The sequence below is a fragment of the Sphingomonas sp. 320_CC genome (assembly GCF_059691795.1).
In genome coordinates this window covers 101,629-127,813 of the sequence record NZ_JCAWAE010000005.1, presented here as the reverse complement: position 1 = coordinate 127,813, position 26,185 = coordinate 101,629, and the positions used below count along the sequence as shown (strand labels likewise).

20 protein-coding genes and 3 pseudogenes are annotated in these 26,185 nt (G+C 57.2%); 8 read left to right on the top strand and 15 right to left on the bottom strand.

What is annotated here, in order from left to right:
- The first annotated feature begins 135 nt into the window (after positions 1-135).
- On the top strand, positions 136-885 hold the full coding sequence (locus AC59GX_RS18795; protein ID WP_497302238.1) for a LysR substrate-binding domain-containing protein: 750 nt from the start codon (positions 136-138) through the stop codon (positions 883-885).
- Positions 886-1,132: 247 nt separating this feature from the next.
- Here AC59GX_RS18795 and AC59GX_RS18790 read toward each other — a convergent pair whose 3' ends face one another.
- Complete coding sequence (locus AC59GX_RS18790) at positions 1,133-1,381, bottom strand: helix-turn-helix domain-containing protein (protein WP_497302237.1); 249 nt, start codon at positions 1,379-1,381, stop codon at positions 1,133-1,135.
- Positions 1,382-1,674: 293 nt separating this feature from the next.
- Positions 1,675-1,839 (bottom strand): IS66 family transposase, encoded by a 165-nt coding sequence (locus AC59GX_RS18785; protein WP_497302327.1) that lies wholly within the window; start codon positions 1,837-1,839, stop codon positions 1,675-1,677.
- Here AC59GX_RS18785 and AC59GX_RS18780 point away from each other — a divergent pair.
- Entirely contained in the window at positions 1,762-1,923 is a 162-nt protein-coding gene (locus AC59GX_RS18780; RefSeq protein WP_497302236.1) for a hypothetical protein, read from the top strand. The genes AC59GX_RS18785 and AC59GX_RS18780 overlap by 78 nt on opposite strands.
- Positions 1,924-2,090: 167 nt before the next feature.
- Here the strand turns inward: AC59GX_RS18780 and tnpB are convergent, their stop codons facing one another.
- Positions 2,091-2,777 carry an IS66 family insertion sequence element accessory protein TnpB gene (tnpB, locus tag AC59GX_RS18775; RefSeq protein WP_497302235.1) on the bottom strand — a complete coding sequence of 229 codons (687 nt, stop codon included), beginning with the start codon at positions 2,775-2,777 and terminating at the stop codon, positions 2,091-2,093.
- Between the two features lie 143 nt (positions 2,778-2,920).
- On the opposite strand from tnpB, the gene AC59GX_RS18770 reads away from it, so the two are divergent.
- On the top strand, positions 2,921-3,181 hold the full coding sequence (locus AC59GX_RS18770; protein WP_497302234.1) for a hypothetical protein: 261 nt from the start codon (positions 2,921-2,923) through the stop codon (positions 3,179-3,181).
- A 59-nt stretch (positions 3,182-3,240) separates the two neighbouring features.
- Here the strand turns inward: AC59GX_RS18770 and istB are convergent.
- Positions 3,241-3,980: pseudogene (gene istB / locus AC59GX_RS18765) on the bottom strand (IS21-like element helper ATPase IstB).
- A gap of 11 nt (positions 3,981-3,991) precedes the next feature.
- Positions 3,992-5,515: pseudogene (istA, locus tag AC59GX_RS18760) on the bottom strand (IS21 family transposase).
- A 940-nt stretch (positions 5,516-6,455) separates the two neighbouring features.
- On the opposite strand from istA, the gene AC59GX_RS18755 reads away from it, so the two are divergent.
- Both AC59GX_RS18755 and AC59GX_RS18750 read left to right on the top strand, forming a co-directional pair.
- A complete protein-coding gene (locus AC59GX_RS18755; protein WP_497302233.1) occupies positions 6,456-7,676 on the top strand; it encodes a WcaI family glycosyltransferase in 1,221 nt (406 codons plus the stop codon).
- 333 nt (positions 7,677-8,009) lie between these two features.
- A complete protein-coding gene (locus AC59GX_RS18750; protein ID WP_497302232.1) occupies positions 8,010-9,185 on the top strand; it encodes a hypothetical protein in 1,176 nt (391 codons plus the stop codon).
- Here the strand turns inward: AC59GX_RS18750 and AC59GX_RS18745 are convergent.
- The 6 genes from AC59GX_RS18745 to AC59GX_RS18720 form a co-directional block, all read right to left on the bottom strand.
- Positions 9,172-10,455: a lipopolysaccharide biosynthesis protein gene (locus tag AC59GX_RS18745; protein WP_497302231.1), complete on the bottom strand. Its 1,284-nt coding sequence runs from the start codon at positions 10,453-10,455 to the stop codon at positions 9,172-9,174. The genes AC59GX_RS18750 and AC59GX_RS18745 overlap by 14 nt on opposite strands.
- Before the next feature lie 62 nt (positions 10,456-10,517).
- The gene (locus AC59GX_RS18740) at positions 10,518-10,874 is read right to left on the bottom strand and encodes a putative colanic acid biosynthesis acetyltransferase (RefSeq protein WP_497302230.1); all 357 of its coding nucleotides are present in this window, start codon (positions 10,872-10,874) and stop codon (positions 10,518-10,520) included.
- Between the two features lie 280 nt (positions 10,875-11,154).
- Positions 11,155-12,498 (bottom strand): hypothetical protein, encoded by a 1,344-nt coding sequence (locus AC59GX_RS18735; protein WP_497302229.1) that lies wholly within the window; start codon positions 12,496-12,498, stop codon positions 11,155-11,157.
- A gap of 99 nt (positions 12,499-12,597) precedes the next feature.
- Positions 12,598-13,566 (bottom strand): glycosyltransferase family 2 protein, encoded by a 969-nt coding sequence (locus tag AC59GX_RS18730; RefSeq protein WP_497302228.1) that lies wholly within the window; start codon positions 13,564-13,566, stop codon positions 12,598-12,600.
- A complete protein-coding gene (locus AC59GX_RS18725) occupies positions 13,563-13,898 on the bottom strand; it encodes an LbetaH domain-containing protein (protein WP_497302227.1) in 336 nt (111 codons plus the stop codon). The genes AC59GX_RS18730 and AC59GX_RS18725 overlap by 4 nt, the downstream gene beginning before the upstream one ends.
- A gap of 274 nt (positions 13,899-14,172) precedes the next feature.
- Positions 14,173-15,303 (bottom strand): glycosyltransferase, encoded by a 1,131-nt coding sequence (locus tag AC59GX_RS18720; RefSeq protein WP_497302226.1) that lies wholly within the window; start codon positions 15,301-15,303, stop codon positions 14,173-14,175.
- A 730-nt stretch (positions 15,304-16,033) separates the two neighbouring features.
- Between AC59GX_RS18720 and AC59GX_RS18715 the strand changes: the two genes are divergently transcribed.
- Both AC59GX_RS18715 and AC59GX_RS18710 read left to right on the top strand, forming a co-directional pair.
- On the top strand, positions 16,034-17,428 hold the full coding sequence (locus AC59GX_RS18715) for an O-antigen ligase family protein (RefSeq protein WP_497302225.1): 1,395 nt from the start codon (positions 16,034-16,036) through the stop codon (positions 17,426-17,428).
- Between the two features lie 151 nt (positions 17,429-17,579).
- Positions 17,580-18,530 (top strand): annotated as a pseudogene (locus AC59GX_RS18710) (transposase family protein).
- On the opposite strand, the gene fcl reads toward AC59GX_RS18710, so the two are convergent.
- Genes fcl through AC59GX_RS18695 form a run of 3 tightly spaced genes read right to left on the bottom strand, consistent with a single transcriptional unit; the run spans position 18,519 to position 21,801 of the window.
- Entirely contained in the window at positions 18,519-19,454 is a 936-nt protein-coding gene (gene fcl / locus AC59GX_RS18705; RefSeq protein ID WP_497302224.1) for a GDP-L-fucose synthase, read from the bottom strand. The pseudogene AC59GX_RS18710 and the gene fcl overlap by 12 nt on opposite strands.
- A 14-nt stretch (positions 19,455-19,468) precedes the next feature.
- On the bottom strand, positions 19,469-20,596 hold the full coding sequence (gene gmd, locus AC59GX_RS18700) for a GDP-mannose 4,6-dehydratase (RefSeq protein WP_497302223.1): 1,128 nt from the start codon (positions 20,594-20,596) through the stop codon (positions 19,469-19,471).
- 38 nt (positions 20,597-20,634) lie between these two features.
- Positions 20,635-21,801, bottom strand: coding sequence for a nucleotide sugar dehydrogenase (locus tag AC59GX_RS18695; protein ID WP_497302222.1), 1,167 nt, complete (start codon positions 21,799-21,801; stop codon positions 20,635-20,637).
- Between the two features lie 565 nt (positions 21,802-22,366).
- On the opposite strand from AC59GX_RS18695, the gene AC59GX_RS18690 reads away from it, so the two are divergent.
- On the top strand, positions 22,367-22,537 hold the full coding sequence (locus AC59GX_RS18690) for a hypothetical protein (protein WP_497302221.1): 171 nt from the start codon (positions 22,367-22,369) through the stop codon (positions 22,535-22,537).
- Positions 22,538-22,879: 342 nt separating this feature from the next.
- Here the strand turns inward: AC59GX_RS18690 and AC59GX_RS18685 are convergent, their stop codons facing one another.
- Positions 22,880-25,963, bottom strand: a complete 3,084-nt coding sequence (locus tag AC59GX_RS18685) for a TonB-dependent receptor domain-containing protein (RefSeq protein ID WP_497302220.1) — start codon at positions 25,961-25,963, stop codon at positions 22,880-22,882.
- Between the last annotated feature and the right edge of the window lie 222 nt (positions 25,964-26,185).

The window sequence follows — 26,185 nt, the reverse complement described above, 5'->3', positions numbered from 1 at the left end:
CTGTCGTGCGAACGGCGTCGTAGCGAAGGTGATATTGCGAAGGCGTCTGACTGACAGGCTCACAAAAGTTGAGCCACGTGTTCCAGGGCGAACACTAAACACCATGCCGAGTTCGCCAACCTGCAATGGGACGACGTGAGGCTGTTCCGGGCCGTCCTGCGGCTCGGCAGCATGCGAAAGGTTGCTTCAGATCATGGCGTCGTGGTCAACACGATACGGCGGAGGATCGAGCGCATTGAGGCAAGGCTCGGTCTGACCTTGGTACATCGCAGCGCCAATGGGATCGTGCTAGCCGAGGACGGAGAAAAGCTCCTAGGAATTGGCGAGGCGATGGGCCACGCCGCAGAGTGGGATCTTGCAGCGAGTAGCAAGGACGTTCTCGTGAAGCCTGGAGAGCTCACCATCGCTTGCACCGAGGGTATCGGAACATTGTGGCTGACACCGCGGATGTCGAGGCTGCAGGCGGTCCTCCCCGAAATGACCATTGGTCTGGATTTCGACTACAATCTTGAGCGCGACCGGACCCACGAGGCCGACATCTGGTTGACGTATGAACAGCCAACGCAGGCGGATCTCATTGCCTCGAAACTGGCTACGATTCATTTCGCTGTGTATGCGAGCCAGAGCTACATTCAGCGCCATGGTATCCCATCAACGATGGACTCGCTCAAAAATCATCGGGTTGTAGAGCATGTCAGTCCTGGTGTGCTCTCGGAACTTCTCGACTTCCTAATTGGTACGGAACGTCCCCAAGACTTCATCGCGATGCGAACCAACTCGTCGCTATCTCAGCTTTGGTCGGTCACGAGGGGGGTGGTATCGGTGCACTGCCGACGTTTGTCAGCGAAATCACAAGTGCTGCGGCTCCCGTACCTCTGGAATTAAGAATACGACGGGAGCTCCGCCTCGTATATCTTTCCAAGGCTAAGCCATCCCCAGCCATTCTTGCGGCAGTGAAATGGCTCCGTGAGTGTTTTGACCGGGCGATCCATCCCTGTTTTGCCGATACCTATGTCGATCCGAAGACCTTTCGCCGGGACTCTAGCGACACCAACATCGTCAACATTTTCCCGGATATCTTCGACGAGATCAATTGACGACGCTTAGTCTCATATCGCGCCCAGCCCCCTGGCTACTCGTCGGTAGGACGCAATAAGTCCCAGATCTCCAGATCTAACGCTGCCGAGAGCTTTATCATCATGTCCAGCGTCGGGTTCGCACGGCCCCTCTCGATCGAGGACAGGTAGCCGATCCCGATCCCCGTACGCTTATAGATGTCGGTCTGGGTAAGCCTAAGCACCTTCCGTCGCGCCTTGACGCGCGCTCCGAAGGCAAGCGCGGCCGGCTGGATGATGTCCTCCAGGTGAAGTCTTGTCGTCATTCAAGGTCTCGTGCCGGCGCGATCACGGCCACAAGTCCGTGGCCATCTTGTGACACCTTAATGAACGGCGCACCGATATCCAAGGAGGCCCCAACCACGGGGTAGCAGGCTTCTCCCCGGGGTCAGTGCATAGAACGGATCCAGATTACGCTACGCGCTGGCGGATCTCGCCAGTCTTCCTCAGCTCCGCACCGTGGCAGCATGGGCAGCTCTCTGGGGCGGGTACGACGACACGGTGCCGGGGAAGATCGGCAGATAGCGGAGCGCGGTTGGCTTTTTGCGAGTGAACGGCACTACGGGAACGCCGGCTGCACTAGCTTGGCGACCGCTATCTCAGCGGCGAGCTCATCCTCGGTTGCGGTAGTGACAACGTCCTCGAGTTGCATCTCGAGCTGGTCGAGCAACTGCCTGTGCCGCTCGGACGACTGTCCCCATTTGTCCTGACGTGCCTTGGCGATGCGCAGCTTGAGGTCTTCGATAATGGCGTGTGCATCGGCGACCTGAGCCTGGGCGATGGCGGCAAGTGCCTCGGCCTCGAGTAAAGCTACGCGGGCAATGAGGACGGTGTGGCGCTCGGCAATCAGCGCTTTGAGTGCTTCGACATCATCGGGAGGCCTCGGAGGCGTTATCCATCGAGGCTCATTTTACAGCAGAAAACCGCCGATTTGTCGAGGCGCTTGATGCCGAAAGCCTAGGAAAACCGGGCGTTTCAGCCCGCTAATTCGGGCCTGAATGTGTATTGTGGATTTCGCCAGTCGATGCCTTCCAGCAGGAAGCCGAGTTGCCCTGCCGAGATCGAAATGACGCCGTCAGATGTCGATGGCCAAGTGAACCGACCGCGCTCCAACCGTTTTGCGTAGAGCAACATTCCGAGCCCATCGTGCCACAGAATCTTCAGCAGATCGCCACGGCGACCTCTGAAAACATAGAGGTCACCGGCATGCGGGTTGCGTCCGAATCCCTGCTGGATCTGCATCGCCAGCGACGACATCCCGTTGCGCATGTCCGTCTTGCCGGTGGCTATCCAGACCCGTGCCCCGCTCGGAATAGGTATCATGCTTTGCTCGCGCAACACCGCCACCAGCAAGTTCGCAGATACGCTGCCAGCTGCACGGATAATTGCACCGCGGAGCTCAATGACCAGCATGTCTGACACGCCGTGGTCGATGGGCGGATCCGCATGAACGGCAACGGCCGCAAAGCCAGTCGGCTGCCCGAGCTTGCCGCACAGTTCGCGTCGACAACGGTAGATCGACGACGGAGAGATATCGGCATCGCGCGCGATAGCGGCAACCGACGCGCCAGGCACAATGGCTGCCTCCACCAAGGCAAGCTTGCGCTCGTCGCTCCAACGGCGACGCTGCTCAACGCCGGACAGTATAGTGATCTGGGTCATCGCCACGTATCTAGCCACGGTGCTTGCGCTGTGGCTAACATCTCAGCTCAGACCATCACCCGCCAGATGCCCCTCGCCCGATGCAGACGCAATACCGGCACTTTGCGGTTCGCTTTGTGTGAGACAGATCACCACCAGCGACCTTGCGACATTCGCTTTCCACCAGCGACGGCAAGGAACACTTCGACCAAGCGATGGGGGCGGTGCGGGCATCGCCCGAGCTGGTCGCATTGGGCAACGACGGCCGCGACCAAGGGCGGTTTATGTCGCGCGACATGATTGCGGTGGAGAACCGGCTTGAGCATGCGTGCGACGAGCTGACGGGCCGCCCCAGGCATCGCTTGCGGATTCCGATGATCGCGCGCAGCCATTCCGACATGATGGCGCGCAGCGTTCCGAGATGATCGCGATCAGTGGCGGTGACCCGGTCGACTTGGGATGGTGTCAGCTTCGTGAGGTAGGGTCAATCGCTGATGGATGCTTTGGTGCGCCGCAGGCTGTCACCTTCGAGTCCGACGCGGTGAGCATTGTGAAGGAGGCGGTCCAAGATCGCGTCGGCATAGGTGGAATCGCCGATGGCATGATGCCACGACGCGGTCGGTAGCTGGCTGGTCACGATGGTCGACTTGCGGCCGTACCGATCTTCCAGGATCTCGAGCAGGTCATGCCTGGCTTGGGCATCCAAAGGCTGAAGACCCCAATCGTCCAGAATGAGCAGTTCGACGCTGGCGAGGCTCTTGAGCCTGTTGGCGATGCGGCCGTCGCCGCGCGCAAGGGCAAGCTCGTCGAGCAGGCGCGTAAAGCGCACGTAGAGGACCGAGCGGTTGTCGCGGCAGGCTTGTGGCCGATGGCGCAGGCGAGCCAACTTTTTCCGATGCCGGTCGGGCCACAGATCGCCAGATTGTCGTGCGCGTCGATCCACTTGCCGTTCAACAGCGTTTCGAACAGCCGACGCTCGAGACCGGGGGGACTTCGATAGTCGACATCCTCAGGTGCGGCCTGGTGCCGCAATTTGGCGTATCGAAGGCGCGCGCTGAGCCTCTTGTCGTGCCGCCAGGTGGTTTCCCGGTCGAGCAGCAGGGCCAGCTACCCGGCATGGCTGAGCGTGGCGGCGCCGCCATGCTTATCGAGTTCGGTGAAGGCTTGGGCCATGCCTTGCAGGCCGAGCGCCTGCAGCTGGTCGAGGGTAGGATGTATCAGCATGAGCTATCTCCTCAGTGGTAGTATTTGGGTCCGCGGATATTGGGGTGGTCGACGCTCACTTCTCCGGCCGAGCGGGGCGATGGAGCGGGTTTCCGTTGAGTTTCTTCTCGAGGATGGATTTGACGGCGCCGTATTTGCGCGCGCCGATCTCGAGGGCGCGTAGCGAAGCCGCGTCTACACGGACTGCGCCATACGCGCGCACCAGCCGCACTATACCGAGACACGAGCGGTAGCCCTGCTCGCGATGTGGCCGGTCGCTCAGGATCAACTCGCACAGCATCCTGACCGACGGACCGAGCCGTCCGGCTTCATCGAGGAGGCGCTCGACCGTCCAGTCGCCGTAGCGGCGATGGCCCGAGGGCATATGGTCGTTGATGGTGGTATGATGGCCGTTGCCGGACTCGCGCATGTGTGAGGCGACACGCTCGCCCCTGAGGAATATCTCGACGGTGCGCGCAGTCAGCCGCACCTCGACCTGCGCCCGGGCGTGACGATAAGGCACCGAGTAGAAATGCTTCGCTGCCTCGACGTGATAGTCGATGCCGACTTTGCAGCGGCGCCACTCCGCCAGGACGTATGGCTCAGCCGGCAATGCCTTCAGCAAGGGGCGGTCGATTTCGTCGAACAGCTCACGCCGCGACCGGCCGAACCGGCGCATGACGCGGGCGTTCAACGCGGTCATCATCTCGGCTATGGCGGCGCGTAGATCGTCCAGGCCGTACCAGACTCGGTTACAAAGACGCCCAAACAGCCAGCGCTCGACGATGCTAACAGAGGCCTCGACCTTGGCTTTGTCTCGCGGGCGATATGGCCTTGCCGCGAGTACCGAGGTGCCATAATGCGCCGCAAGCTTGGCATAGGTGCGGTTCACCTGCGGGTCGTAAAGGCACGCCTTAATGACCGCGACCTTGGCATTGTCGGGCACCATAAGACGCGCCGCACCGCCGAAGAAACCAAATGCCCGGACATGCGAGTCCGTCCAGTCCGGGAGGGTCTCGGTCCAGGTCGGCCACGCAAACGACAGGCTCGAGGCGCCCATCACGGCCACGAAAAGATGAGCCTCGCGGATCTCGCCGGTTAGCCGGTCGACCACCACCGACACCGTGTCCCCAGCATAGTCGACGAACATCCGGTCGCCGCCCAGACGCGTCTGCCGCATCGTCACTCGGAGCCGTCCCTCCCAGGCGCGGTAAAGCTCGCAGAACCGGGAATACCGGTAACCGTCGGGCTGAACCTTGATATATTCGTCCCACAGCACCTGGACGGTGACGTGCTTGCGCTTCAGCTCCCGGTTCACGCCAGTCCGGTTCGGGACGATCGCGCTGCCCGCCTCTGGTCGCCGCTACACCGTAAAGCTCTGCTTCGAGCGCGGTGTCTGTCGGCCCGTCGGGCAACGGCCACTCCAGCTTCGATGCCCGGAAACGCTGAAGCATCACACGTACGCCTGTGCTGCCCACGCCCACCTGGCGCCCAACCTCCCGAGACGGTAGCTTGGCGTCGTACGTCAGTCTCAGAATCTCGCGCACCTTGCGCATCGCAATTCGCTCCGTCAGCATTGGCTGCTCCTCGAAAAGAAGCAGTTTGCGACGACCGGATTACACCACCAAAACATCCGGCATCTGATCGCCACCTTGTCGGAACACTGATCGCCATCCTATCGGAACGATGAGCGCGATGAGCGCGATGAGCGCGATGATCCCGGAATCCGCATCGCTAGCCTTGAACACGAATGGGGGCAGGGGCGCGAGCAGCTAGGCCCAAGGACGTGCTGGTGGTGGACGAGGCCGAGCGCATGTTCATGCTGAAGGGATTTATCGGCGCCATCAGGCCGTGAGCGACGAGCATGCCCGCAAGCAGCCGCTCCCGCCTAGCGGGTTGCTCGCGGCGCTAAGCCGGCCCTCCTACGAGGCGGCGCGGGGAGGCTGGGAGGCAACGGCACGTGGGTTGCAGCCTCGATCTACGCAGCGGGCGGAGCGGTTGGGTCAGCTGAAGGAATATCTTGGCCCCGTCATTGAGCAGCGACGCCACCGTGGCGACAAGTTGGCGTGTGCAAAGGTGGGGCCTTCAAACCGATATCTCACCAATCTCTACGAGGCGGTCGTGCGCGAGCGGCGTGCCGAGTGCATCCGTGGCCAGGAGCAGGAACTTGAACGGATCAGGGCACAGCACAAGGAGAATCGCCGCGATGATTGGGGGCGGGGACGCTAAGCAGGCCAGTGGGTCTATTTTTTTTAGGCACCCGGGTCAACATTAACGAACCGAGAAAATCCGTTTCTGCCTTGTCGCGCTGTGATCCCTAATACGCGTCCGAGGGTTTCTAGTCCATAGCAGGCCGGCTCCAACTACAAGGTGTAAGGGTTATGCGTATATTTGCTCCAAACCGGCTCAAAAATCGTTGTGGATCGCAGCGGTTCCGGTATGCGGATGACATATGGGTATTCGATATCAAAATTCTGCTAAAACCGCAGTGGCGTCGTGAAAATACTCATCCTTGGTATTAACTATTCGCCCGAGCCTATTGGTATCGGTCCCTATACTACCGGTATGGCAGAAGCGCTTGTTAAGTCAGGACATAACGTTTGTGTAGTAACATCCAAGCCTTATTACCCATATTGGGAAGCTCACCCTGATTTTAAAGGCGGGGGTGTGCGGCGGAGCAATGAAAACGGCGTTAATGTGGTGCGCTGTCCGATCTATGTGCCGATTAAACCTAATGGGCTTAGGCGTCTTTTGCACCACGCGACATTTGCCCTCCGCGCGCTAATGCCCATGCTTCAGTTGGCGTGGCGGGAACGACCGCAATTGGTCATTTCAATCGCGCCTTCGTTGATTGCAGCCCCAGTTGCCCGCATTGCTGCGAAAATTTGTCGCGCTAAGACTTGGATCCATATCCAGGATTTTGAAGTAGAGGCCGCGTTCGCTACTGGGTTGCTATCAAAAGAGGGGGTGTTCGCGCGAGCCGCAGAAAAATTTGAACAAGTAGTTTTGAATGTTGATCGAGTTAGTAGCATATCGCCCCAAATGTGCGCGCGATTGATCGAAAAAGGCGTGCCTGCCAATCGAGTGCTTGAATTACGCAATTGGGCAAACACAGAACAGGTAGTTTTGCTAAATGGCGAATCATCGTATCGTACGGAATGGAGAATAGACCGTCCGTTTGTAGCGCTATACTCTGGAAATATTGCTAACAAGCAGGGTATTGAGATCATCATTGATGCGGCCCGCGCGCTAGCCGCTCGAACGGATATCATGTTCGTGATTTGCGGTAACGGAGCTAACAAGCAAAATCTGATCGCAGCGGCACACGGGCTCGAAAACATCCGCTTCTACGATCTTCAACCAATAGATCGCCTGAGCGATATGCTTGGCCTCGCTACGGTGCACCTCCTGCCTCAGATTGCAGGTGCGGCTGACCTGGTTTTACCATCAAAAATGACCAATATGCTGGCGTCCGGCCGACCAATCATTGCTACTGCTGAAGAGCGTACAGGTTTAGCGTCGGAGATTGAAGGATGTGGACTCCTGGTGCCCCCTGCCGACAGCTTGGCTTTTGCTGCAGCGATAATTCAGTTGATCGACGACCCGATTGCCCGCCGCACTCTTGGGGAGGAAGCGCGAAAGCGAGCTGAGGAGCGCTGGAGCCGAGATCAAATTCTCGCGCGGTTCGAACAGTCCGTGCGAGACTGTGTAAACTGAGCTTCCAATGCGCCCCAAATTTTATCTTGGGATTCGTAGGCGCAAGAACAGTTCTATCACTTAATAATCCGCAATATTATACAGATTCTGCGGTATTCGAGGAAGGCGGCGCGAATGATCAACATAGCTATTAAGCTTGCGACGATTGTCCTTGTTGGCGCCACAGCCGGCTCGTTTCAGATTATGCCGAGTACGTACCGTCTTTACGTTGGACAGGTTCGAGCTGCGTCCCCGCTCGACGAGGGGAGTCCAGGCGTATCGCCCACGGGGCTTATATGCCTTCGGACGCAAGCTCAAATTACTATCTTGCCAAAAAAAGCTAAGGGCGATCGCTTGGATTTCGCCGAGCTCGCTGCGGAGGCAATCAACCGTGATTTGTTCCCTAAAGGCAAATGGGATGGGGCGTGGGATCAGAGCTTGATGGTTGACACCGGCATCGTGTTCGATGCGCGCGGCGTCGCGTATACGTTGGTGATACCCCGCTATTCAAACATGAAAAACGCTGCGCTGCTATGGTCCGACAGCGGATGTCGAAACTGGCATGCCGTCCGCTTAGCGAGCAGAAATGCGACGCTGGAGAAGCCAAGCGCGTTCAACGACCGTAATGGCCCTCCGACTATTTCCAGCTTCGAATATTATGGCGCTCTTAGTGGTAAACGGCTGTGGCTCGATCGCTTCGTATGGCAAGATAGAAAATTGGCGCCCGCCTCGGGCTTTCCTAAATTGGTAGCAACTGACAGCCTTCTCCCTGCAAACCATAGCGGCGGGGGAAATTCCACCCTTACAACCGCAGATAAGATTTTCGTAGTCTACCCAACCACCGATACATCGGCAGCGGGAACTCAAAGCGTGGCGCGGCAAATGGATCTTCAGAGCGGCCAGTGGGAAGGACCTGCCGTCGAAATCGGCAGAAGCACCACGGCAAAAGGCCCTGACCCGCATGATCTACCAGCGATCGCCCAGTTGCCTTCGGGCAAACTAGTCGTCGTGATAGGAGCTCACCACGCGTTATTTCGTATATTCGAAAGCAATTCGCCCCATACGATTGCGGCTGGTTGGGGTGCCCAGGCAGTCGTCGGTGATCCATCCAAAGGCAGATCCTTCACGGAATACAGCTATGTCAGCCTAAACATCTCGCATAGTGGCACAATGAACATCATTGCGCGCGACGAAGGAGATCAGGGGCGCTACACTCTCGTGCAATTTCGCAAACTTATTGGCGGCACTTGGGATAGCTGGGCGGATGGCACCCCGCATCGCGCCATCGCGGTGCCAGGCCGCGTACAATATGTGGCTTGGCGGCAAAGAGTCAGCGAGGGTCCGTCTGGCCTGCTCTATCTCAATTTCGCTTTCTATCCCAATATGCTGACCGACGCGGAAGCAACCCAGTTTGGGGTACACAAGAACGGGTCTGAAACGTGCGATAAAGACCGTTGCTGGTATGCCGCAGCGCCTACGCTTGCATTGCATACACTTGTCTCCAGCGACGACGGACTCAATTGGCGTTAATGGTCGACGTTTCGACTGCTGGAGCGGCGAAGTGATCGGCTTTCGTTGTTGCTTGGACGACTCGTAGGAGAATGACGACTTCCGCCCCACACAAGATCAGCAGAGTTGGCGTCAGGTCGGTGCGAAAGATGAATGGAGTAATCGCAGAAGCAAGATAAACTATTAAAGCAAGATAGCCGTAGCGGCCCTGCCGGTTCTCGGCCATTAATAAGCTCCCGAGCGAACTCCAGGCGGCGCTTAACACTGCTCCAGCCCCTAGCAAAGCAAAAACGGTGGTCGAAGCGTGGAGTTTGCCATGGGAGATTCGGGCAAGAATCGTGTTGCCGAATATCGTTAGCACAGCGACGACCGGTGCTACAGCGACTACACTAAGGCCAACGTTTATTTGCATAAGCCGCCGCGTTAATGATGCATTGTCAGCCGCCTGCGCGCGGATCAACTCAGGCAAGCTGGCACGAGTAACCAGCCCTGAAAATTGCAGTGGAATCCGGGTAAGCATCCGACAGGTACCAAAGGTCGCAGCGGCAACCGGCCCGAGAAACCACCCGACGGTTAACACTACGCCCTGCAATCCAAAGGAATTGGCGAGCGTCAGCGACAGCGCCGCAATAGACGGCTGCGTTAAGCGTCTGAGCGTCGCGCGATCCGCGTAGTTCCAGCCCTGCCTCGCCCATGGTTCGCTCCGGCGCAGTACGTAGTTCGTGACTAAGTTGCCGATAGCTCTTGAAATAAGCAGCGCTAATGCGGCTGAGACAATTCCGCGTCCACACCACGCCGTCGCCATTACGCCAAGACCGCCGATTAGGAACCAGATGTCGTAGAGAAAAGTGCCGAACGCGTATTTGTTGGTTGCCTGGAATACAATCCGCTGGATCCCGGTCTGCATGCTGACGAAGGCGTAAACAACGCAGATAACTGCGGTCAGCGCAATTTCCTCATGTGTGAAGATTGTCCCAGACTCGTTTGTTGGGAAGGCGTACCCCCAGATAAGTGCTCCCGCCACGGCAGCCGCGCATATCGCCCCTGTCACCAAAGTTAAGAAAAGCCACACGCTTTGATAGGCACGAAGTGCTCCTTCCGTGTCGTTCCTACTGATGGAACGAGTCATGTCGACGCCCGCCGCAGTACCCAAGCCGAAATCGGACAGCGCTATGAAAGTCGGCACTGTCGAAATCATCAGCCAGATACCGTATCCGCCACCGCCCCAAGCGACGGTGAGGACCGGAACGGATAGTAGTTGGATTAGTAATGCCCAGATTTTTCCAAGCATGTTTGCGCCGGCGCCGCTTATCAATCGGCGCGCAACCGGGCCCCTAGCCACTCTCATAAACTTCATAACTGGCCGAGCTTTGAGCAAGCGAAAGCGTTCGCTGCGCGCTGTTTGAGGGGGGCAGCGGGGTTGCCGCTGAAAATGGTCCAGCTATCAAGGTTCTTCATGGCTACCGCTCTGGCACCAAGGACGGCACCGGCACCGATGTTCACGCCGGGGCCGACGAACGCCTCGGCCGCGACCCAAGCATGCTCACCAATATGTATCGGCCTTATCACTAGCTGAAAATTAGGATCGTTGTAGTCGTGCGTACCAGCACATAGCGAGGCATCCTGCGAGACAATCGCATAGGCACCAATTTCGATCAGCGCCTGATTATAGCATTGGACTCGCGGGCCCAAAGTGGCGAATGCCCCCATGCTAAGATTGGGCGGATACCAGATCTTCGCGCTACTATAGACGTTAGCCGTCGATGCGATCCTCGCCCCGAAGGCACGCAGTATCACCCGCCGCCAAGCTCTGGCTTGGGGTGGTGTCCAACTGGCAAACAAGCCCCAGCATATCATAAATACCATACGCATGCAGCGCATCCGTAACCCAAAACTGGCGCCGCCAACACGTGAATTGCTAGTTGCAGCGCTGAGCACTTCTCGATCTGGCAGCGTCATTCAAATATCTCCGATATGTACGGCACTTAAACTAGGAAATCTCGTCCCGTACCGGTACTGTTCCACTCCTCGAAGGGCTATTAACTTGACGTCGTAAGCTCTTTCGGGGGCGTCCCGCCATTCGAACAAGGCGAAGTCCCCATACCAGCGCTAGGATCAGCAGCAAAGCAACGCCAACGAAGGCGGAATCGAAGCGCCAGATCGCGATGGCCACGAAGGCCGCCATAAACCCTACTGCGCGGTTCCCCGGCATTATAACGCGAAACAGAAAATGGCAGATTGTAAGAAAGACCGCTAAACCAATTGGCCAGAACTTTCCAAAATTGGCGTAGGCCTCGCCATACAATGTAGAGTTCAGTGCTAGACCATCAATATGTGCCATTCCTGATCCCACCGCGAGACCAAAATTTTTTGGTCGATCCGGCCACAGGCTTCCAGGAACTAGTACAGTCGTAGGGCGAAGGTACATCGCACCGTAGAGATATGGAAAGTTGCCCGTACCAGCGTTTTTCACAATCCAGTTTAGTACTACGATATTACTCGACTCAAACACGCTGTTCAGCGTCGTGTCGATTGTCGTATTGCTAGAGTGAGCGCTTGCCATATTTGCTGCATCGGCCATGCTCGCGTAAGAATAGCCTTGCTGTGTAGCCATACCCCGAAACATCGGCCAGAGGATGCTTACGGACGGTAACGCTACTAGGCTACCGATCCCAATGGCGAGCATAATTGCCGTGTTTCGGCGATACATCAAAATTACGGAGATAAGCAGAAAGACTGCCGTGATCCGGTTGAAGGTGAGGAATAGATCAGCGAGCGCGATCATTAACCCGATTACGATAGCGGCAGCTCGCGACAGGCGTTGCGTAGACACGGCATATAACAGAAGGCCAAATACACCATTGCGAGCAACGTTTGCGGCATATTTGACCAGCACGAGTGACGGATTGTTTTCGAAGGCCTTGGATAAATTTTCCTGCCAATGTCCGCCCGATGCGAGACCCATCGCCTGGAACGAAATCAAGGTCGTAACGAAAAACAGGACGATCATCGCCGAAAGCGTCCTAGGATCTGATCGATCGGTTATTTCCTCCCTCATTCTAGGTAGAATCGCACGCATTGCCGGGATCAGAAACATGCCGCCGACCACAATCCAAGTAGTGCTTATGTCATCGTACGGACGGTAGGTGACCCGTAAATCCTCCATGGTGGTTGAACCCTCAACAAGGAAAAATGCCATGGGAATAAGGATATAGTAGGCTTGACCAATCAGCATACCATCTGTGAAATCAAGTCGAAGAACATCAATTCTAGCGAGCATGTATATATTTAAGACAATAGCGGTTAAATAGAATAACCAAATAGCGAAACCCACAGGCCAGCCCTTTATTAAAACCGAAGAAAACCGATGCCTAGCGACGTCTTTTCAGCATGCTGCCATCGCTCCCGGTAGAAACTGTTGAACTATGAAGAACTAAAGTTCTAGCCCGCTTACATGCCTGAGTACCGCAAGCCGATCCTCGCGGGTTTTGCACCCTTCCATCGCCCGTTCGAATTCCAAGATTTTCACGTCAACAAGGAAGCGATACCATAGGCCCTGAAGGAAATGGTAAATCAGTCCGGTCTTGCCATCTAGAAATCCAAGCTGGGCAACATAGCGAAAGAGAAAGTAGCATAGTGGTCCGTAGCCGAACGGAAGTCGGTTATAGATATTTTCTTTTATCGAGCGCTTCAAGCTCGCTTGCCAACTGCTATTTTCGGCACTGATTGCCCGAGGCTTGTCAAAGAGGTTGTATCGCTTGTCGAGTACGTCGATGGCTTCGCGCGCGGCGTATCCATTATGTTTAGTAATGAAAAAGGCGACGTCGTATTCAGACGCGTCCGAAAATTCGCCGTTCATTCGTACCGTCCGGCCTCCATGAACGAGCATATGTTCGTCCATCCAGCGATCCTCCACCTCACCTTGCCCGTTACGCCACAAGCGTAGCATTAGCAGGGGATAGCGGCCGCCGTGACGTACCCATCGGCCCATGAAAATGTGTCGACGATTAAACAAGATGCCCGCTACATCAGCCGGCATTGCCTGCAATTCGGCATTCAGCTTCATAATTAAGTCTGCGCCGATCAGTTCATCGGCATCGAGCCGCAGCACCCAGGTCGAATGAATTTCCTGATCGAGTGCGAACTGGATCTGCCTGGCATGATTGACCCACTTGTTCTGGATCACCCGTGCCCCGAGGCTTTGGGCGAGCTCGACGGTGCGGTCAGTCGAAAAGGAATCTACGACCATGATCTCGCGCGAATAGAGCTTGGCGTTTGCTATAGCCCTCTCAATGTGTATTTCTTCGTTAAACGTCAGAATGATCGTCGTGATTCCGGGTATCAGCCGACGTTGATCTGGCGGCCTTCCGGTCGCGGCCAAGCTCGGTAAGGACTGCCTCATTCGAGTACTCCGGTTGACTGGGGCGCGGCGCATACCGTGCGGTCGTGCCTGGCTATCTCGTCATCATCTAGACGCTTGCGGATCAGTTTGGCAGGCACTCCTGCAACGACAGTATAGGGCTCGACGTCCCGGATGACGAGCGACCCAGATCCTACGACTGCGCCTGCGCCGACGTTGACGCCCTCCATTATGGTTACCCGAGCACCTATCCAGGCATCGACACCGAATGTCGTGACCTTCCGCGGAGCTGTCGGAAAGCCCAATCTTGTAGGCGTATCCGCGATGTCGAAAAGATGATCAGCACCGACAATTAAGCATTCGGCTGCTATCATGCACAAGTCCCCGACGACGACCGGTCCGTGGCTTTCGAAGCCGGGTCCGATATACGCGAATCGTCCGATCCGGCTACCTGGCGCTATCAGTGCCCTGCCGCCTTTCGGCCAATGAAAGCCTTCGCCGATCTCCGCCGCGCCATAACGCCATCGTAACACTGGGATAACTAGCTTGCGCACGAAGCGTTTTAGCGAATTTTCTATTTCTCTCCGGCATCGTTTGATAACCGTGTCACTGGCGCGCTCGGGCTCGCCTACCGCAGCAACACTGCGCTTAGGCATTCCCCGCGACCTCGATCACAGCCTGTTCGATGATGGCAGCTTGATTCATTGGATTCCATTTCTGGTGGATGACTGCGCGGCATGCGGTCCGCACTTCCGCACGATCGCGCCCGCTATTCAGCCAAGTAGCAATCGAATCGGCAAGGCTGTCGGCATCGTTTTGCTTGAATAGCGATCCGGACGTCCCCTCTTCGATAGCTTCGACTTCGGGCATTTGTTCGTCCAGATTGTTATGAGTGATCGCGGGCGTGCCATACATCAAGCTGTGCATCGCCGTCAGTCCGATCTTTCCGGGGGAAACCGTTATGTCAGCTCGGTAGATAAGCTGGCCCAGCACTTCCTCGTCATAGCAGGCACCATAAAAATGCACTGGCACCCCTAGCTCTGCCGCCTGCGCCTCCAGACTCGCACGTGCTGGTCCATCTCCCACTAGCAGCGTGTTTACCGGCGTTCCACGCGTGGCGAGGGCTGCGGCGGCACGTAATAAGAGGTCAAATCGGCAGAGCGGCGTGATTCGCGCGCTGCAGATAATCAGCGGTAAGCCGGAGTCGGAAAATAGAGCCTGTGGCTTCACCGTATCCAAGGCATCGGCTTCGATGCACGCTACAATCTGGTCAGCGCGATCTACGTCGAGGCTGTTGTAAACCACCGTGATTCGGTCGTCTGCGTAGCCGGCCTTCGCGCCGAGCACCTTGGCTCGCTCGCCATATACCAGCAAGCGCTGGGCCAGCCCAAAAAACACGTTGCGCATTCTACGCTTTGACGGGGTTTCCACGCGGAGCCAACCATGTGCCCACATCAGGACCGGTTTGCCGCGTAAGCGCGCCAGCGATGCGCCGACCCAGGTTGATGCAAAATTTGGGTCGCCTAAATACACGAGGACATCGTATTCGTCCGAGAGGGCGGCTTGGACGGCCATCGGCTGCCACATCATTTTGCCGCGAAATTTAAATGGAGCCTTAACAAAACGCAAAAATTTCAAAGGGTCAGCATGCTTGATCCCCTCGTAGGTTTCACCACTACCGAAAAACGAATATTCAACTTTGTCGCTGCGATCCATCGCCCTAGCCACAGCCTGGCGATAGTGCGGCCAGACGTGATAAATAACCGCTGCGCGGACCATCCGATTCCTCACTCGTATTATTAGCTGAAGTGATGGCCTATTGAGCATTAGAGCGGGGAGCAATCGATTTTTGCAACGCAGAATTGCCTCGTGAGAACAGGTAATTTCGGCAATTAGTGACGAAGCCCAGCTATAGGGACGTTTCAGGGCCTGATCATTAGGCCAGCGTTGCTATGTCGATAAGTCATGGGATTCCCGGCATTGGATCGGAGCAGGAAAACTGCTATCGCGTCACACCAAGATTCACCTAGCGGGAGCCTACGTGTTCCGCTTGGAGCGCGCGTATGACGAAGACATATTGAGCACCGGTGATACCGGACAGGATGGCGCCGTCGATGCAACTAAAAGAATGGATTGTCAGCCCTATGTCATATTTAACGAAAATGAAACCAGTAGCGATCTGAACGCGTATTCTAAAACCTGTGGAACACGGTGATTAGTAAAAACTGGGGTTTTGTATTAACTCATTGTTGAGGTTGCCCCGCGTCTCATAAATCTAGGCTAGGCGGCAGGCAAAGCTCGTACGTTAAACCTTATTGAAGGGCTGGTACGACGACGTTAACGGCAAATTTCGTTCGGGCGCGCAGGCTAGGTCACCGAACGCCGGCGAGTATATAAGTAAATTATAACCGAGACGCCCGTCGACTTGCCCGCGTTCCTAATAGCGCTATAGGTCCCGTTGTTGTGGACGCTTCAAATTAGTACTAGTGCGTCGGAAGGATAGAATCAGGTGGTTTTTACTTCGGCCAGCTCGGCATGGCTTCCTCACAATAAATTACAGGTCGGTCTAGCCTGTATGTCATTTGCTTTACTCCTCATTTTTACATTGCTGCGACCGGGGATGGAATCGGGTGCGTTTATTGCGGGGAAATACGTAAGCGAGATTAGGATATTCGCCTATTTGGGGCTTTTTCTAGCCGCGCTGCCGGGCGCTATAACTAATCGAGACATCGGTCGACTCGTCGCAGTCCCATGGTTGATGCTTCCTGCGCTAGCCTGGTGCTGGTTCAGTTTGACGTGGTCGGCGGCTCCAAACGTTTCCGTGAAAAAACTTGTTTTAACTACTATTGTAGTTTGGCTTGCATCATACTGCACCCGCAGAATAGGGTATAATGTCGCTGTTTATCTGCTAAGGATTATTCTCGTCGCCTTCTTGGCGGCAAATATCATAGCAGTAATATTTTATCCTGAAATTGGCGTGCATTCATTCGAAAAAGCTGGTGCCGTTCATCAGTGGCGTGGTTTTATGGGACATAAAAATATTGCCGGCCTCGCAAGCGGAATCATAATCATATTATTCTTGTTTGACGCCAAACGAATTAATCCTATCGTGCGTTGGGCGATTATATCATTGGCCACTCTATTTATAATTGAAAGTCACTCTAGGACTTCAATATGGGTTACTATAATTGGTAGTATGGTAGGAGCCTTAATTTCGGTGGGGTATTACCGCATCAGTTCCTTTATAAATAACTATTCAAAAATTATTAATAGAGGTCTTCTTGTATTATGGTTGTTATTGTTGATAGTAACACTATGGTTTAGTTTCCATGTTGAATTAATACAGGAAGCCTTCCAGGATCCAGATGCCTTGTCCGGCCGTGCCGAGATCTGGCAGCCGATGCTACAATTCTATGCGGATCACCCAGTTGCTGGTGCAGGCTTTGGATCTTACTGGTTGTCTAGTGAACGAGCTTCTGGGGGTATCGATTACAACTGGCTTCAGAGCGTTTCACAAGGGCATAACGGCTACCTTGATATAGCGGTGCAAGTCGGTTTCGTTGGGTTAGTAGCTATTTTAATTGCCTGTGTGGCGATGCCGGTTGCGATTATTTATCGTATGATTGGTACTAGACACGCTTCACGCCGGACGATTGCTCTGCTTTCAGCTTTGCTAGTTGTAGTGCTGGGGCAGAACTTTTCCGAGTCCAGTTTATTTGATCGTGATACGCTTGGGCAGGTAATACTGTTAATCGTGATAGGAATGCTAGTAACGGTATCTGAGCGATCTCACTCGGGCAGAGCCCGGCGCGGTAGCGCAAATATCAGCTTGAAAACGGATATGGTCCGCCGCCGAAGGACACGCCGAATACCAGTCTCGACGTTGCAGGAGAGCGAAGAGTAGAGTCGTCATTTAGCATTTTGGAGGTTTTTAGATACCGTTTACCGATGAACGATGACAACGTCGTGACACGGGTGCTAGGCGGTATCACTGCTAGGTGATTGATCCCACGGTATAATGGTGCGATCCTTCGTTGAAATGGGAAGGAAGCCATATGGGACATGTACGTCACGGGAGCGCCACGACCACGCACGCCGTCCGAGCAGCAATACAGCGATCACAAGCTTCTCTCGCGATGCTGAGCCGAGAGCTGGGGATCAATCCAAAGACGGTGGCGAAGTGGCGCAAGCGGGCGACGGTTGAGGACCTGAAGACTGGGCCGAAGGCCTCTCACTCCACGACCCTCGCCGAGGCCGATGAGGCGGCGGTAATCGCATTCTGACGTCACACATTGCTGCCGCTCGACGATTGCCGCTATGGGTTGCAGCCCTCGATCCCGCACTTGACACGGTAGGCGCCGCACTGCTTCCTGCAGCGGCACAGCATATCCCGTCTGCCGGACATCGAGCGCGATAAGCCTAAGCGCCAGCGCTTCAAGCGCTACCCGATCGGCTTCTTCCACATAGATATCGCCGAGGTTCAGACTGCCGAAGGCAAGCTCTAGCTGTTCGTCGGTATCGACCGCACCAGCAAGTTCGTCGTCACCCAGTTGATAGACAAAGCTGATCGGCGAACGGCGCGGGCGTTCCTCAAGCACCTGATGAAAGCCGTGCCCTACCGCATCCACACGATGCTGACCAATAACATCCAGTCTGCCGACGAGCTTCGCAATCGTAACATTGGCTAATCGCGTCTGATGCGTATTGACATGGTCTGCGAGGCGAACGACATCGAGTACCGACTCACCAAGCCGAGCCATCCCAGCGGTCAGTTGGAGCGGATGAACCGGACGATCAAAGAGGCGACCGTCAAGCGCTTCCACTACGAAAGCCATGAACAGCTACGGACGCACTTCGCCGGCCTCATGACCGCCTACAACTTCGCCCGTCGGCTTAAGCCGCTCAGCGGCCTCACACCCTACGAATACATCGCCAAAATCTGGACATCAGAACCAGACTGGTTCCTCATCAATCCGATCCACCAGATGCCGTTACTAAACACCTAGGAACCACGCGTAAGTATCCTTGACTCCCTCAGCAAGGGCAACGGAAGGCTTCCATCCCATACTAGTAAGCCGTCCCGAATCCATCAATTTACGCATCGTACCGTCTGGCTTCGAGGTGTCGAAGCTGATGCGGCCTGTAAAACCTGTGACGTCCGCAACCAGATGCGCGAGTTCGCTGATGGTCACGTCCTCGCCAAAGCCCACGTTAATGTGGCTGAGCATTGGCTCCGTGTTGGCCTCGTATGTTTCCTTGTCGAGATCGAACACGAACAGCGAGGCCTCGGCCATGTCGTCGACATGCAGGAACTCGCGGTACGGGGTGCCGGTACCCCAGATCACCACCTCTTCGGCGCCGCTGGCAGCCGCTTCGTGAAAGCGGCGGATCAGAGCCGGCATCACGTGGCTGTTTTCCGGGTGAAAATTGTCACCCGGGCCATAGAGGTTGGTCGGCATCACGCTACGGTAGTCAGTGCCATACTGGCGGTTGTAGCTCTCGCACAGCTTGATGCCGGCGATCTTGGCAACCGCATACGGCTCATTGGTTGGCTCGAGGACGCCGGTCAGCAGCGCGTCCTCACGCATCGGCTGTTCGACCGCGCGCGGGTAAATGCAGGAGGAGCCAAGGAACAGCAGGCGCTGCACGCCGGCGACGTAAGCCTGATGGATCACGTTCGCCTCAATCATGAGGTTCTCGTAGATGAAGTCGGCCGGGTAGGTGTTATTGGCATGAATGCCGCCCACCTTGGCAGCCGCCAGCACAACACCGTCAGGCTTCTCGCTTGCAAAGAAAGCACGCACCGCCGCCTGGTCTGTCAAGTCGAGTTCGGCGTGCGTGCGCGTGATCACCTCGGCGCCGCGCTCGCGCAGTTTGCGCGAGATCGCTCCACCGACCATGCCGCGATGGCCAGCCACATAGATGCGCATCGGATGTTGCTCCATCAGCCTTCGACCGAAACGGGAAGATCGTAGCCATGGGTCTTGAGAAGGGCATGACGCTTGGCCGTGTGAAGGTCGGCTGCGACCATTTCCTGGCACATCTCCTGCACGCTGATCTCGGGGACCCAGCCAAGCCGGTCCTTCGCCCTGGTCGGGTCGCCGAGCAGCGTCTCCACCTCGGCCGGACGAAAATAGCGCGGGTCGATCCGAACGAGGATGTCGCCGGCCTTGACCGCCGGGGCATCATCGCCCTCGACCTTGTCGACGATGCCGACCTCGTCAACGCCTTCGCCCTCGAACCGCAGCGTGATGCCGAGGTGCGCAGCCGACCAGGTGATGAACTCACGCACCGAGTACTGCACGCCAGTCGCAATGACGAAATCTTCCGCCTGCTCCTGCTGCAGCATCATCCACTGCATGCGAACATAGTCCTTGGCATGGCCCCAGTCGCGCAGAGAGTCGATATTGCCCATGAACAAGCCCGTCTCGAGGCCTTGCGCGATGTTGGCGAGGCCGCGGGTAATCTTGCGGGTGACGAACGTCTCGCCGCGACGCGGGCTCTCGTGGTTGAACAGGACGCCGTTGCAGGCGTACATTCCGTACGCCTCGCGGTAGTTGACCGTGATCCAGTACGCATAGAGCTTGGCGACCGCATAGGGCGAGCGCGGATAGAACGGCGTCGTCTCCTTCTGCGGGGTCTCCTGGACCAGGCCGTAGAGCTCGGACGTCGAGGCCTGGTAGAAGCGCGTTGTCTTTTCCATCCCAAGGAAACGGATCGCCTCGAGCAGGCGCAACGTGCCGAGGCCGTCGACGTCGGCGGTATATTCGGGTGCCTCGAAGCTAACGGCGACATGGCTCTGCGCACCGAGATTGTATACCTCGTCGGGCTTCACCTCGCTCAGGATGCGCGTCAGGTTCGAGGTATCCGACAGATCACCGTAATGTAGCTTCAGGTTGGGCTGCGGTGCGTGCGGATCCTGGTAGATGTGATCGATGCGCTGCGTGTTGAGTAGCGAGGCCCGGCGTTTGATGCCGTGAACCTCGTAGCCCTTTTCAAGCAAAAACTCAGCCAGATACGACCCGTCCTGACCGGTCACGCCTGTGATAAGAGCTACTTTTTTGTCACTCATCGTTCTTCCCGTTCATCTGGTTTTGCGTCGGCTAGGTTTTAATCTGAACCAAACAAGTCGCGCGTAAAAACCTTCACCCTCACGTCGTCGAGCTCGTCCGACATGCGATTTGCTATTATAATGTCGCAGGTTTGTTTGAAAGCATCGAGGTCGCGAAGTATGCTGGAGCCGAAAAACTCGTTCCTGTCCATTGCCGGTTCGTAGATCACGACCTCAATGCCTTTGGCCTTGACCCGCTTCATGATACCCTGAATCGAAGACTGGCGGAAATTGTCGGAATCCGCCTTCATCGCCAAGCGGTAAATTCCTACCTTATTGGGATTTCTTGCAATTATCTGATCAGCTAAGAAGTCCTTGCGAGTACGATTTGCGTCGACAATTGCGCGAATTAGGTTTTGTGGGACCTCGGAATAGTTTGCCAGCAGCTGCTTCGTATCCTTGGGTAAGCAATAGCCCCCATAGCCAAAGCTGGGATTGTTGTAATGCCTGCCAATGCGCGGATCGAGGCCGATGCCGTCGATAATCTGGCGCGTGTCCATAGCTCCAGCGATCGCATAGCTGTCGAGTTCGTTGAAAAAAGCGACGCGCATGGCGAGATATGTATTGGCGAATAGTTTGATTGCTTCCGCCTCGTTGGCATCGGTAAAGAGGATTTCAACATCCTTCTTCACCGCGCCATCCAAGAGCAGGTTGGCAAATATACGTGCTCGTTCCGAACGCTCGCCGACAATGATACGAGAGGGGTGCAGGTTGTCGTAAAGGGCTCTGCCCTCACGAAGGAATTCGGGACTGAAAATGACCTGATAGGTGTCAAACCGCTTTCGTACATCATTCACGAATCCGACGGGGACTGTGGATTTTACCACAATCGTCGCTTGGGGGTTGGCGGCGACTGTCGCTTGAATCACGGCCTCTACCGAGGACGTGTCAAACTTATTGGTGTCTGCGTCGTAGTTCGTCGGCGTGGCAACGATCACGTAGTCGGCCTCGGCAAGTGCCAGCTGCGCATCGACCGTGGCGGCGAGGTTCAGCGTTCTCGTGGCGAGAAAATCCTCCAATTCCGCGTCGACAATCGGCGACTTACGCGCGTTAAGCATCTCGACGCGCGCAGCCGTAATGTCGACAGCAACCACTTCGTTGTGCTGCGCCAGAAGAACGGCGTTGGAAAGGCCAACATAACCAAGACCAAAGACTGCGATCTTCATAGCGATCTGACCCATTCTTGATCATGGTAGGAAGGCGGGAGTGTATCTTGTCGTGTCCCCGATCTCTCGCTCATTCTCGTCATCTGGCCCCCGCCGCGTGGTAGCGTTGTCATCTGCATTACGGTGAGGCCCGTCAACGCGTTTATGCTGCATCTGCACAATGAAGCGTACGTTCATTCTTTCCAAGCGCTGAAAAGGGCCGGCCCAGAGGGCTGGCATATCACCCCAAAGTGATGGAAATTACATACGATAATGTCCTTTATCGGATGTAGGAGACGGGGTTAGCACCCGTCATGCTCTACCACGTCGAGTTCGTCCGGCAGCCGATCGTCCTCGAGGCCGACGGTCGGTCAGCCGGTGATACGCACGTCGTCAAATCACTTTCCCAGGTGACGCGATTGGAATCGCGCTCAGTCGCATGAACCCCATCGTCGGGGCCGGTGTCGCGGAAATCATCATTAGCGACGCCACGTCACGCGGCGTCGCGCTGTGTTAGTGCACCACACGTTGCCCAGGGTGCCAGCGTGCAACGCTGTCAGAGCAGCCTCCCAAGCCGGTTTGGCACATGCGATCTCAGGTCATGACCGCGCGGCATCCTGCTCGACGATCGGCTCTGTCGTCGCGGGTGGCAGTGCGCGGCGATGGCGAAATGTTCATGCTCGTGCTTAACGTCGATGAGGGCGATACCAGCCGGCTGTTCAGGGTAGCCGCGATCGAGAGGACCTGCTCGAGCTGACGACGATGCTACCGGTCGGATTGCCGGCAATTGCCCCGTTCGAGCACTGGAGGACTGCGCTGGCCGACAAAGCTAGCTTCCTGGCGCTTTATAAGCGTCCGTCCCGGTCGTCACATCCTGACGCGGGCCATGCCTTGGCGCCAGGCCTTAGTGCTACTCGCGCTGCCGGGATGAGCTGATGAACGCGGCCATCCCTGTTTTCCGGCGTCTTCGCTGTTACAACCCGCAATGCGCCTACGCGTCGCGCCGATGCGCGTAGCCGGTGAGTGCCAGCGAAAGATCAATATAGTCGGGGTCCCGATCGACATAGATCGGGACCCCAGTATCAGGTGTCTGATGTCGTTACAGCCGCAGCGAGACGCCTGCGACGAGCTGCCGTCCGAGCAGATCATACCCCATCACGGTATTGCCGCGGAGCAGCCCGATCCGCGAACGGCTGTCCGGGATCAGTGGCGGATCGCGGTCGAACACGTTGTTCGCGGCCAGCCGGAACGTCATCTGCTTGTTGATGTCGAAGCTCAGCGCGACGTCGATCCAGTTGTATGAGCCGACGCCTGGATATTGATCGCGCAGTGCGCTGGCATCCTGCGCTGGGATGCCAGTGTCTGTAGGTGCATAGTTGTCGAGCGGCATCGCGCCGCGGTGACGCCAGTTGACCGACAGGCTGGTTGAGCGGTCGGGTGCGGTCCAGGTGGTGCGGAACTGGTGCGCCCAGCGCGGCATGCTTTCGCCGCATAGGTTGCCGAAATACCCCACGCAGTTCCGCGGTTCGATGGTCGGCGACGACTGCGAACCGACGCGGGTCATCAGCGTACCGTTGAAGCTCATGTCGAGCCGCCCGGCACCGCCAAGACCGACATTATACTGCCCCTGGAAATCCCAGCCGTGCGACTGCGACTTGTAGCCATTGGCCGAGCCGCGAGCTACCCAACCCGTCGCCGGGCTGGTCGCAGGCGAGCTCGACAGCGTACCGGTGCCGGGGTTGCGGACGATGCCGCGGCAGAAATAGTCGTTCCCGGTGGCCAGGCACTCGCCGATGATGTTCTGCGGCTGGAGGAAGTCGAGCTGGTCCTTCAGGTCGATCAGCCAACGGTCGATCGACACCGTCAGGCCGGGCAGGAAACGCGGGCGCAGCACGACGCCGAACGTCTTGGTATAGGCGCTTTCCGGTTTCAGTTCGAATCCGCCTTCGCGCACCGTGCACCGGTCGTCGGGGCATATCAGCGAGGCGCTGCCGTACAGATTGTCGGCAAGCCCGGTGTTGCGGCATTGCTGCAACGTTGCGGACGGCGCCAGGCGCCCGCCATTGGGGTTCGACGGATCGACCCGCGGTGCGCAAGGATCGGAATAGAATCCCTGGTTCCAGAAGATGTTGGCGGCACCCTGTGCGGTGCTGACGCCCGGCGCGGCCTGCGACTTGTTGTAGGACGCGCGCAGCGTAATGTCGGGTATCGGCGCCCAGATGCCCTCGACCTTCCAGGTATCGAACTTGCCGTCGAGCCGGTTGTATTTCGACACGCGGTAGCCAGCATTGACCTGCAACAGTTCCGCGAACGGGCGGTGTTCGATCAGCGGTGCCTGGATTTCGGCATTGGCCTCGAGGATGCTCTGCGTGAAACGCTGGTTCTCGCCGCCGTTGTTCTGCTGAAAGATCTCGTTGACGATCGTCCGTTCCATCTCCTCGCGATATTCCGCCCCGAGGGCGACCGCGATGCCCTGTTCCGCGAGCGGCGACGTGATGCCGTATTTGCCCAGGTCGCCACTGACGGTGCCCACGAACTGCAACAGCCGCGGGATGCGCGTGCTGATCCCGCCGGTCGCGCCGCCATAGAGATACTGGTTGAGCGCGGCGTCCTGGTTGAACGGTGCAAACGCGTTGAACGGCACGCAGGACGGATCGGTGCCGTTGACGACGGCGCGACAGGTCGGCGTCCCATTGACGCGGACGACGTCGAGCGAGCGGTTGATGCTGTCATAGCGCGCGAACGGCACGTCGATGGTGTCGAGCCGCGCGCGGGAGATCATGCCTGCAACATCGTAGGACCACACGTCGTTGAACCCGCGACCCCGAAGCCCCGCGACGATGCGGTATCCCTCGTTGGTGAAGCGCTGTTGGACCAGCGGCAGTCCGTCGAAGCGATAGCGTACGTCGATCGGTGCATATTGCCCGGCGACGCCGGCATTGGCGCCGCACAGATCCTGTGCCTGCGAGCCCGACAGGAACGCGTTGTCGCAATTTACCCGGAACGGATCGGTGCCGTACGCGCCGAAATTGAAGGTGCGGTTGAGCTGTGTGTTGTAGGATTTGTCGCGGTAGAACAGCCCGTTGCCGTAAAGCTCGATGTCGTCGCTGATCTTCGCGGTCAGGAAGCCGCCAACGTTGATGCGGTTGAACGCGCGCTGCACCGCCCAGTTGTCGTAAGGGTTGGCCGAGGTGCCCGGCGGTCCGCTGTTGATCGGGATGAAGGTGCCGTTGCCATTGGGATTGTTGACCAGGATCTGCCCGGCGCGCGGCCCCGACTGCGGGATGATCGTGCCTGCCGGCGTGAAGCTGGCGCGCGAACAGCCGAGCGGCGAGGTATTGGTCGGCTGCACCGCTTCACAGACCGAATAGGACCGATCGACCAGCTCGACCGGATTGGACTGGCGATAATTGACGAAGCCGGTGATGTTCACCCGGTCGTTGAACAGGTTGGTCCCCGCCGCGAGGCTGACGTCGGAGCGTCCGCCATCGTTGGTCAGTCCGCGCTTGGCGTTGAACCCGGCGCGACCCGCTGCGTCTGTGACGGCATTGCTGTCATTGTCGTGGTTGAAGAAGCTGTAGTTCGCGTCGACCCGGATGCCCTCAAAGTTCTTCTTCAGGACGAAATTGACGACGCCCGACACCGCGTCCGAGCCGTACACGGACGAGGCACCACCGGTCAGCACGTCGATCCGCTCGACCAGCGCGTTGGGAATAATGCCGACGTCGACCGTGTTGGCGAGGCCGACGCGCAGGCCGTCGATCAGCGTCAGCGTCCTCTCATAGCCCAGGCTGCGTAGCTTGATGCGCTGGCGACCTTCGGAATCGCTGAAATTCTGTTCCGAGTTCACCTGGACCTGCGGCAGGCGGTTCAGCACCTCCTCGATCGTCGTCGCGCCTTGCGCTGCGATTTCTGCGGCGGTCGTGGTGACGATCGGTGCGGCGGACCGGTTGTTCGGGCGCGTGATGCGCGTACCGGTCACGACGATGTCCGACCCTTCGCGCTCACCGGTGCGTGCCGTGTCTGCAGCTAGCTTGGCGGAGGCGACGGGATCACCAATTGCGGTCTGGCCGTCCTGCGTGACGTCGCTCACGCCCGTATTCGACGTTCCCGTATCCGACGACTGAGCCTTGGCCTGAGCCGGCAACGCGACCAACGCGGCCACGCAACATGTCGTGGTCATCAACCCCTTGAACAACACCATTCGATCACCCCCTGTGCTGCCGATCGGGTCGCATGGATGATGCCGCGCGATATCGACTGCTGCCGACCCTGTTCGGAAGCAATCGGTGAATGTTATGCCGCTCGTTCATCGGGATATTTGCCCCGTGACCTTGTCGACACTGTTCGGCAGTACCATCCGGACCCTCGGACAGGCACATGCTGTCACGTCCGCAATATCAAA

What these genes read in the sequence shown, in the direction of transcription:
- AC59GX_RS18790 (WP_497302237.1), bottom strand. Translation starts at nt 1,381, where the DNA reads ATGACGACAAGACTTCACCTGGAGGACATCATCCAGCCGGCCGCGCTT.
- tnpB (WP_497302235.1), bottom strand. Translation starts at nt 2,777, where the DNA reads ATGACCCAGATCACTATACTGTCCGGCGTTGAGCAGCGTCGCCGTTGG.
- AC59GX_RS18745 (WP_497302231.1), bottom strand. Translation starts at nt 10,455, where the DNA reads ATGCTTGGAAAAATCTGGGCATTACTAATCCAACTACTATCCGTTCCG.
- AC59GX_RS18740 (WP_497302230.1), bottom strand. Translation starts at nt 10,874, where the DNA reads ATGGGGGCATTCGCCACTTTGGGCCCGCGAGTCCAATGCTATAATCAG.
- AC59GX_RS18730 (WP_497302228.1), bottom strand. Translation starts at nt 13,566, where the DNA reads ATGAGGCAGTCCTTACCGAGCTTGGCCGCGACCGGAAGGCCGCCAGAT.
- AC59GX_RS18725 (WP_497302227.1), bottom strand. Translation starts at nt 13,898, where the DNA reads ATGATAGCAGCCGAATGCTTAATTGTCGGTGCTGATCATCTTTTCGAC.
- AC59GX_RS18720 (WP_497302226.1), bottom strand. Translation starts at nt 15,303, where the DNA reads ATGGTCCGCGCAGCGGTTATTTATCACGTCTGGCCGCACTATCGCCAG.
- fcl (WP_497302224.1), bottom strand. Translation starts at nt 19,454, where the DNA reads ATGCGCATCTATGTGGCTGGCCATCGCGGCATGGTCGGTGGAGCGATC.
- gmd (WP_497302223.1), bottom strand. Translation starts at nt 20,596, where the DNA reads ATGAGTGACAAAAAAGTAGCTCTTATCACAGGCGTGACCGGTCAGGAC.
- AC59GX_RS18695 (WP_497302222.1), bottom strand. Translation starts at nt 21,801, where the DNA reads ATGAAGATCGCAGTCTTTGGTCTTGGTTATGTTGGCCTTTCCAACGCC.
- AC59GX_RS18690 (WP_497302221.1), top strand. Translation starts at nt 22,367, where the DNA reads ATGCGATCTCAGGTCATGACCGCGCGGCATCCTGCTCGACGATCGGCT.
- AC59GX_RS18685 (WP_497302220.1), bottom strand. Translation starts at nt 25,963, where the DNA reads ATGACCACGACATGTTGCGTGGCCGCGTTGGTCGCGTTGCCGGCTCAG.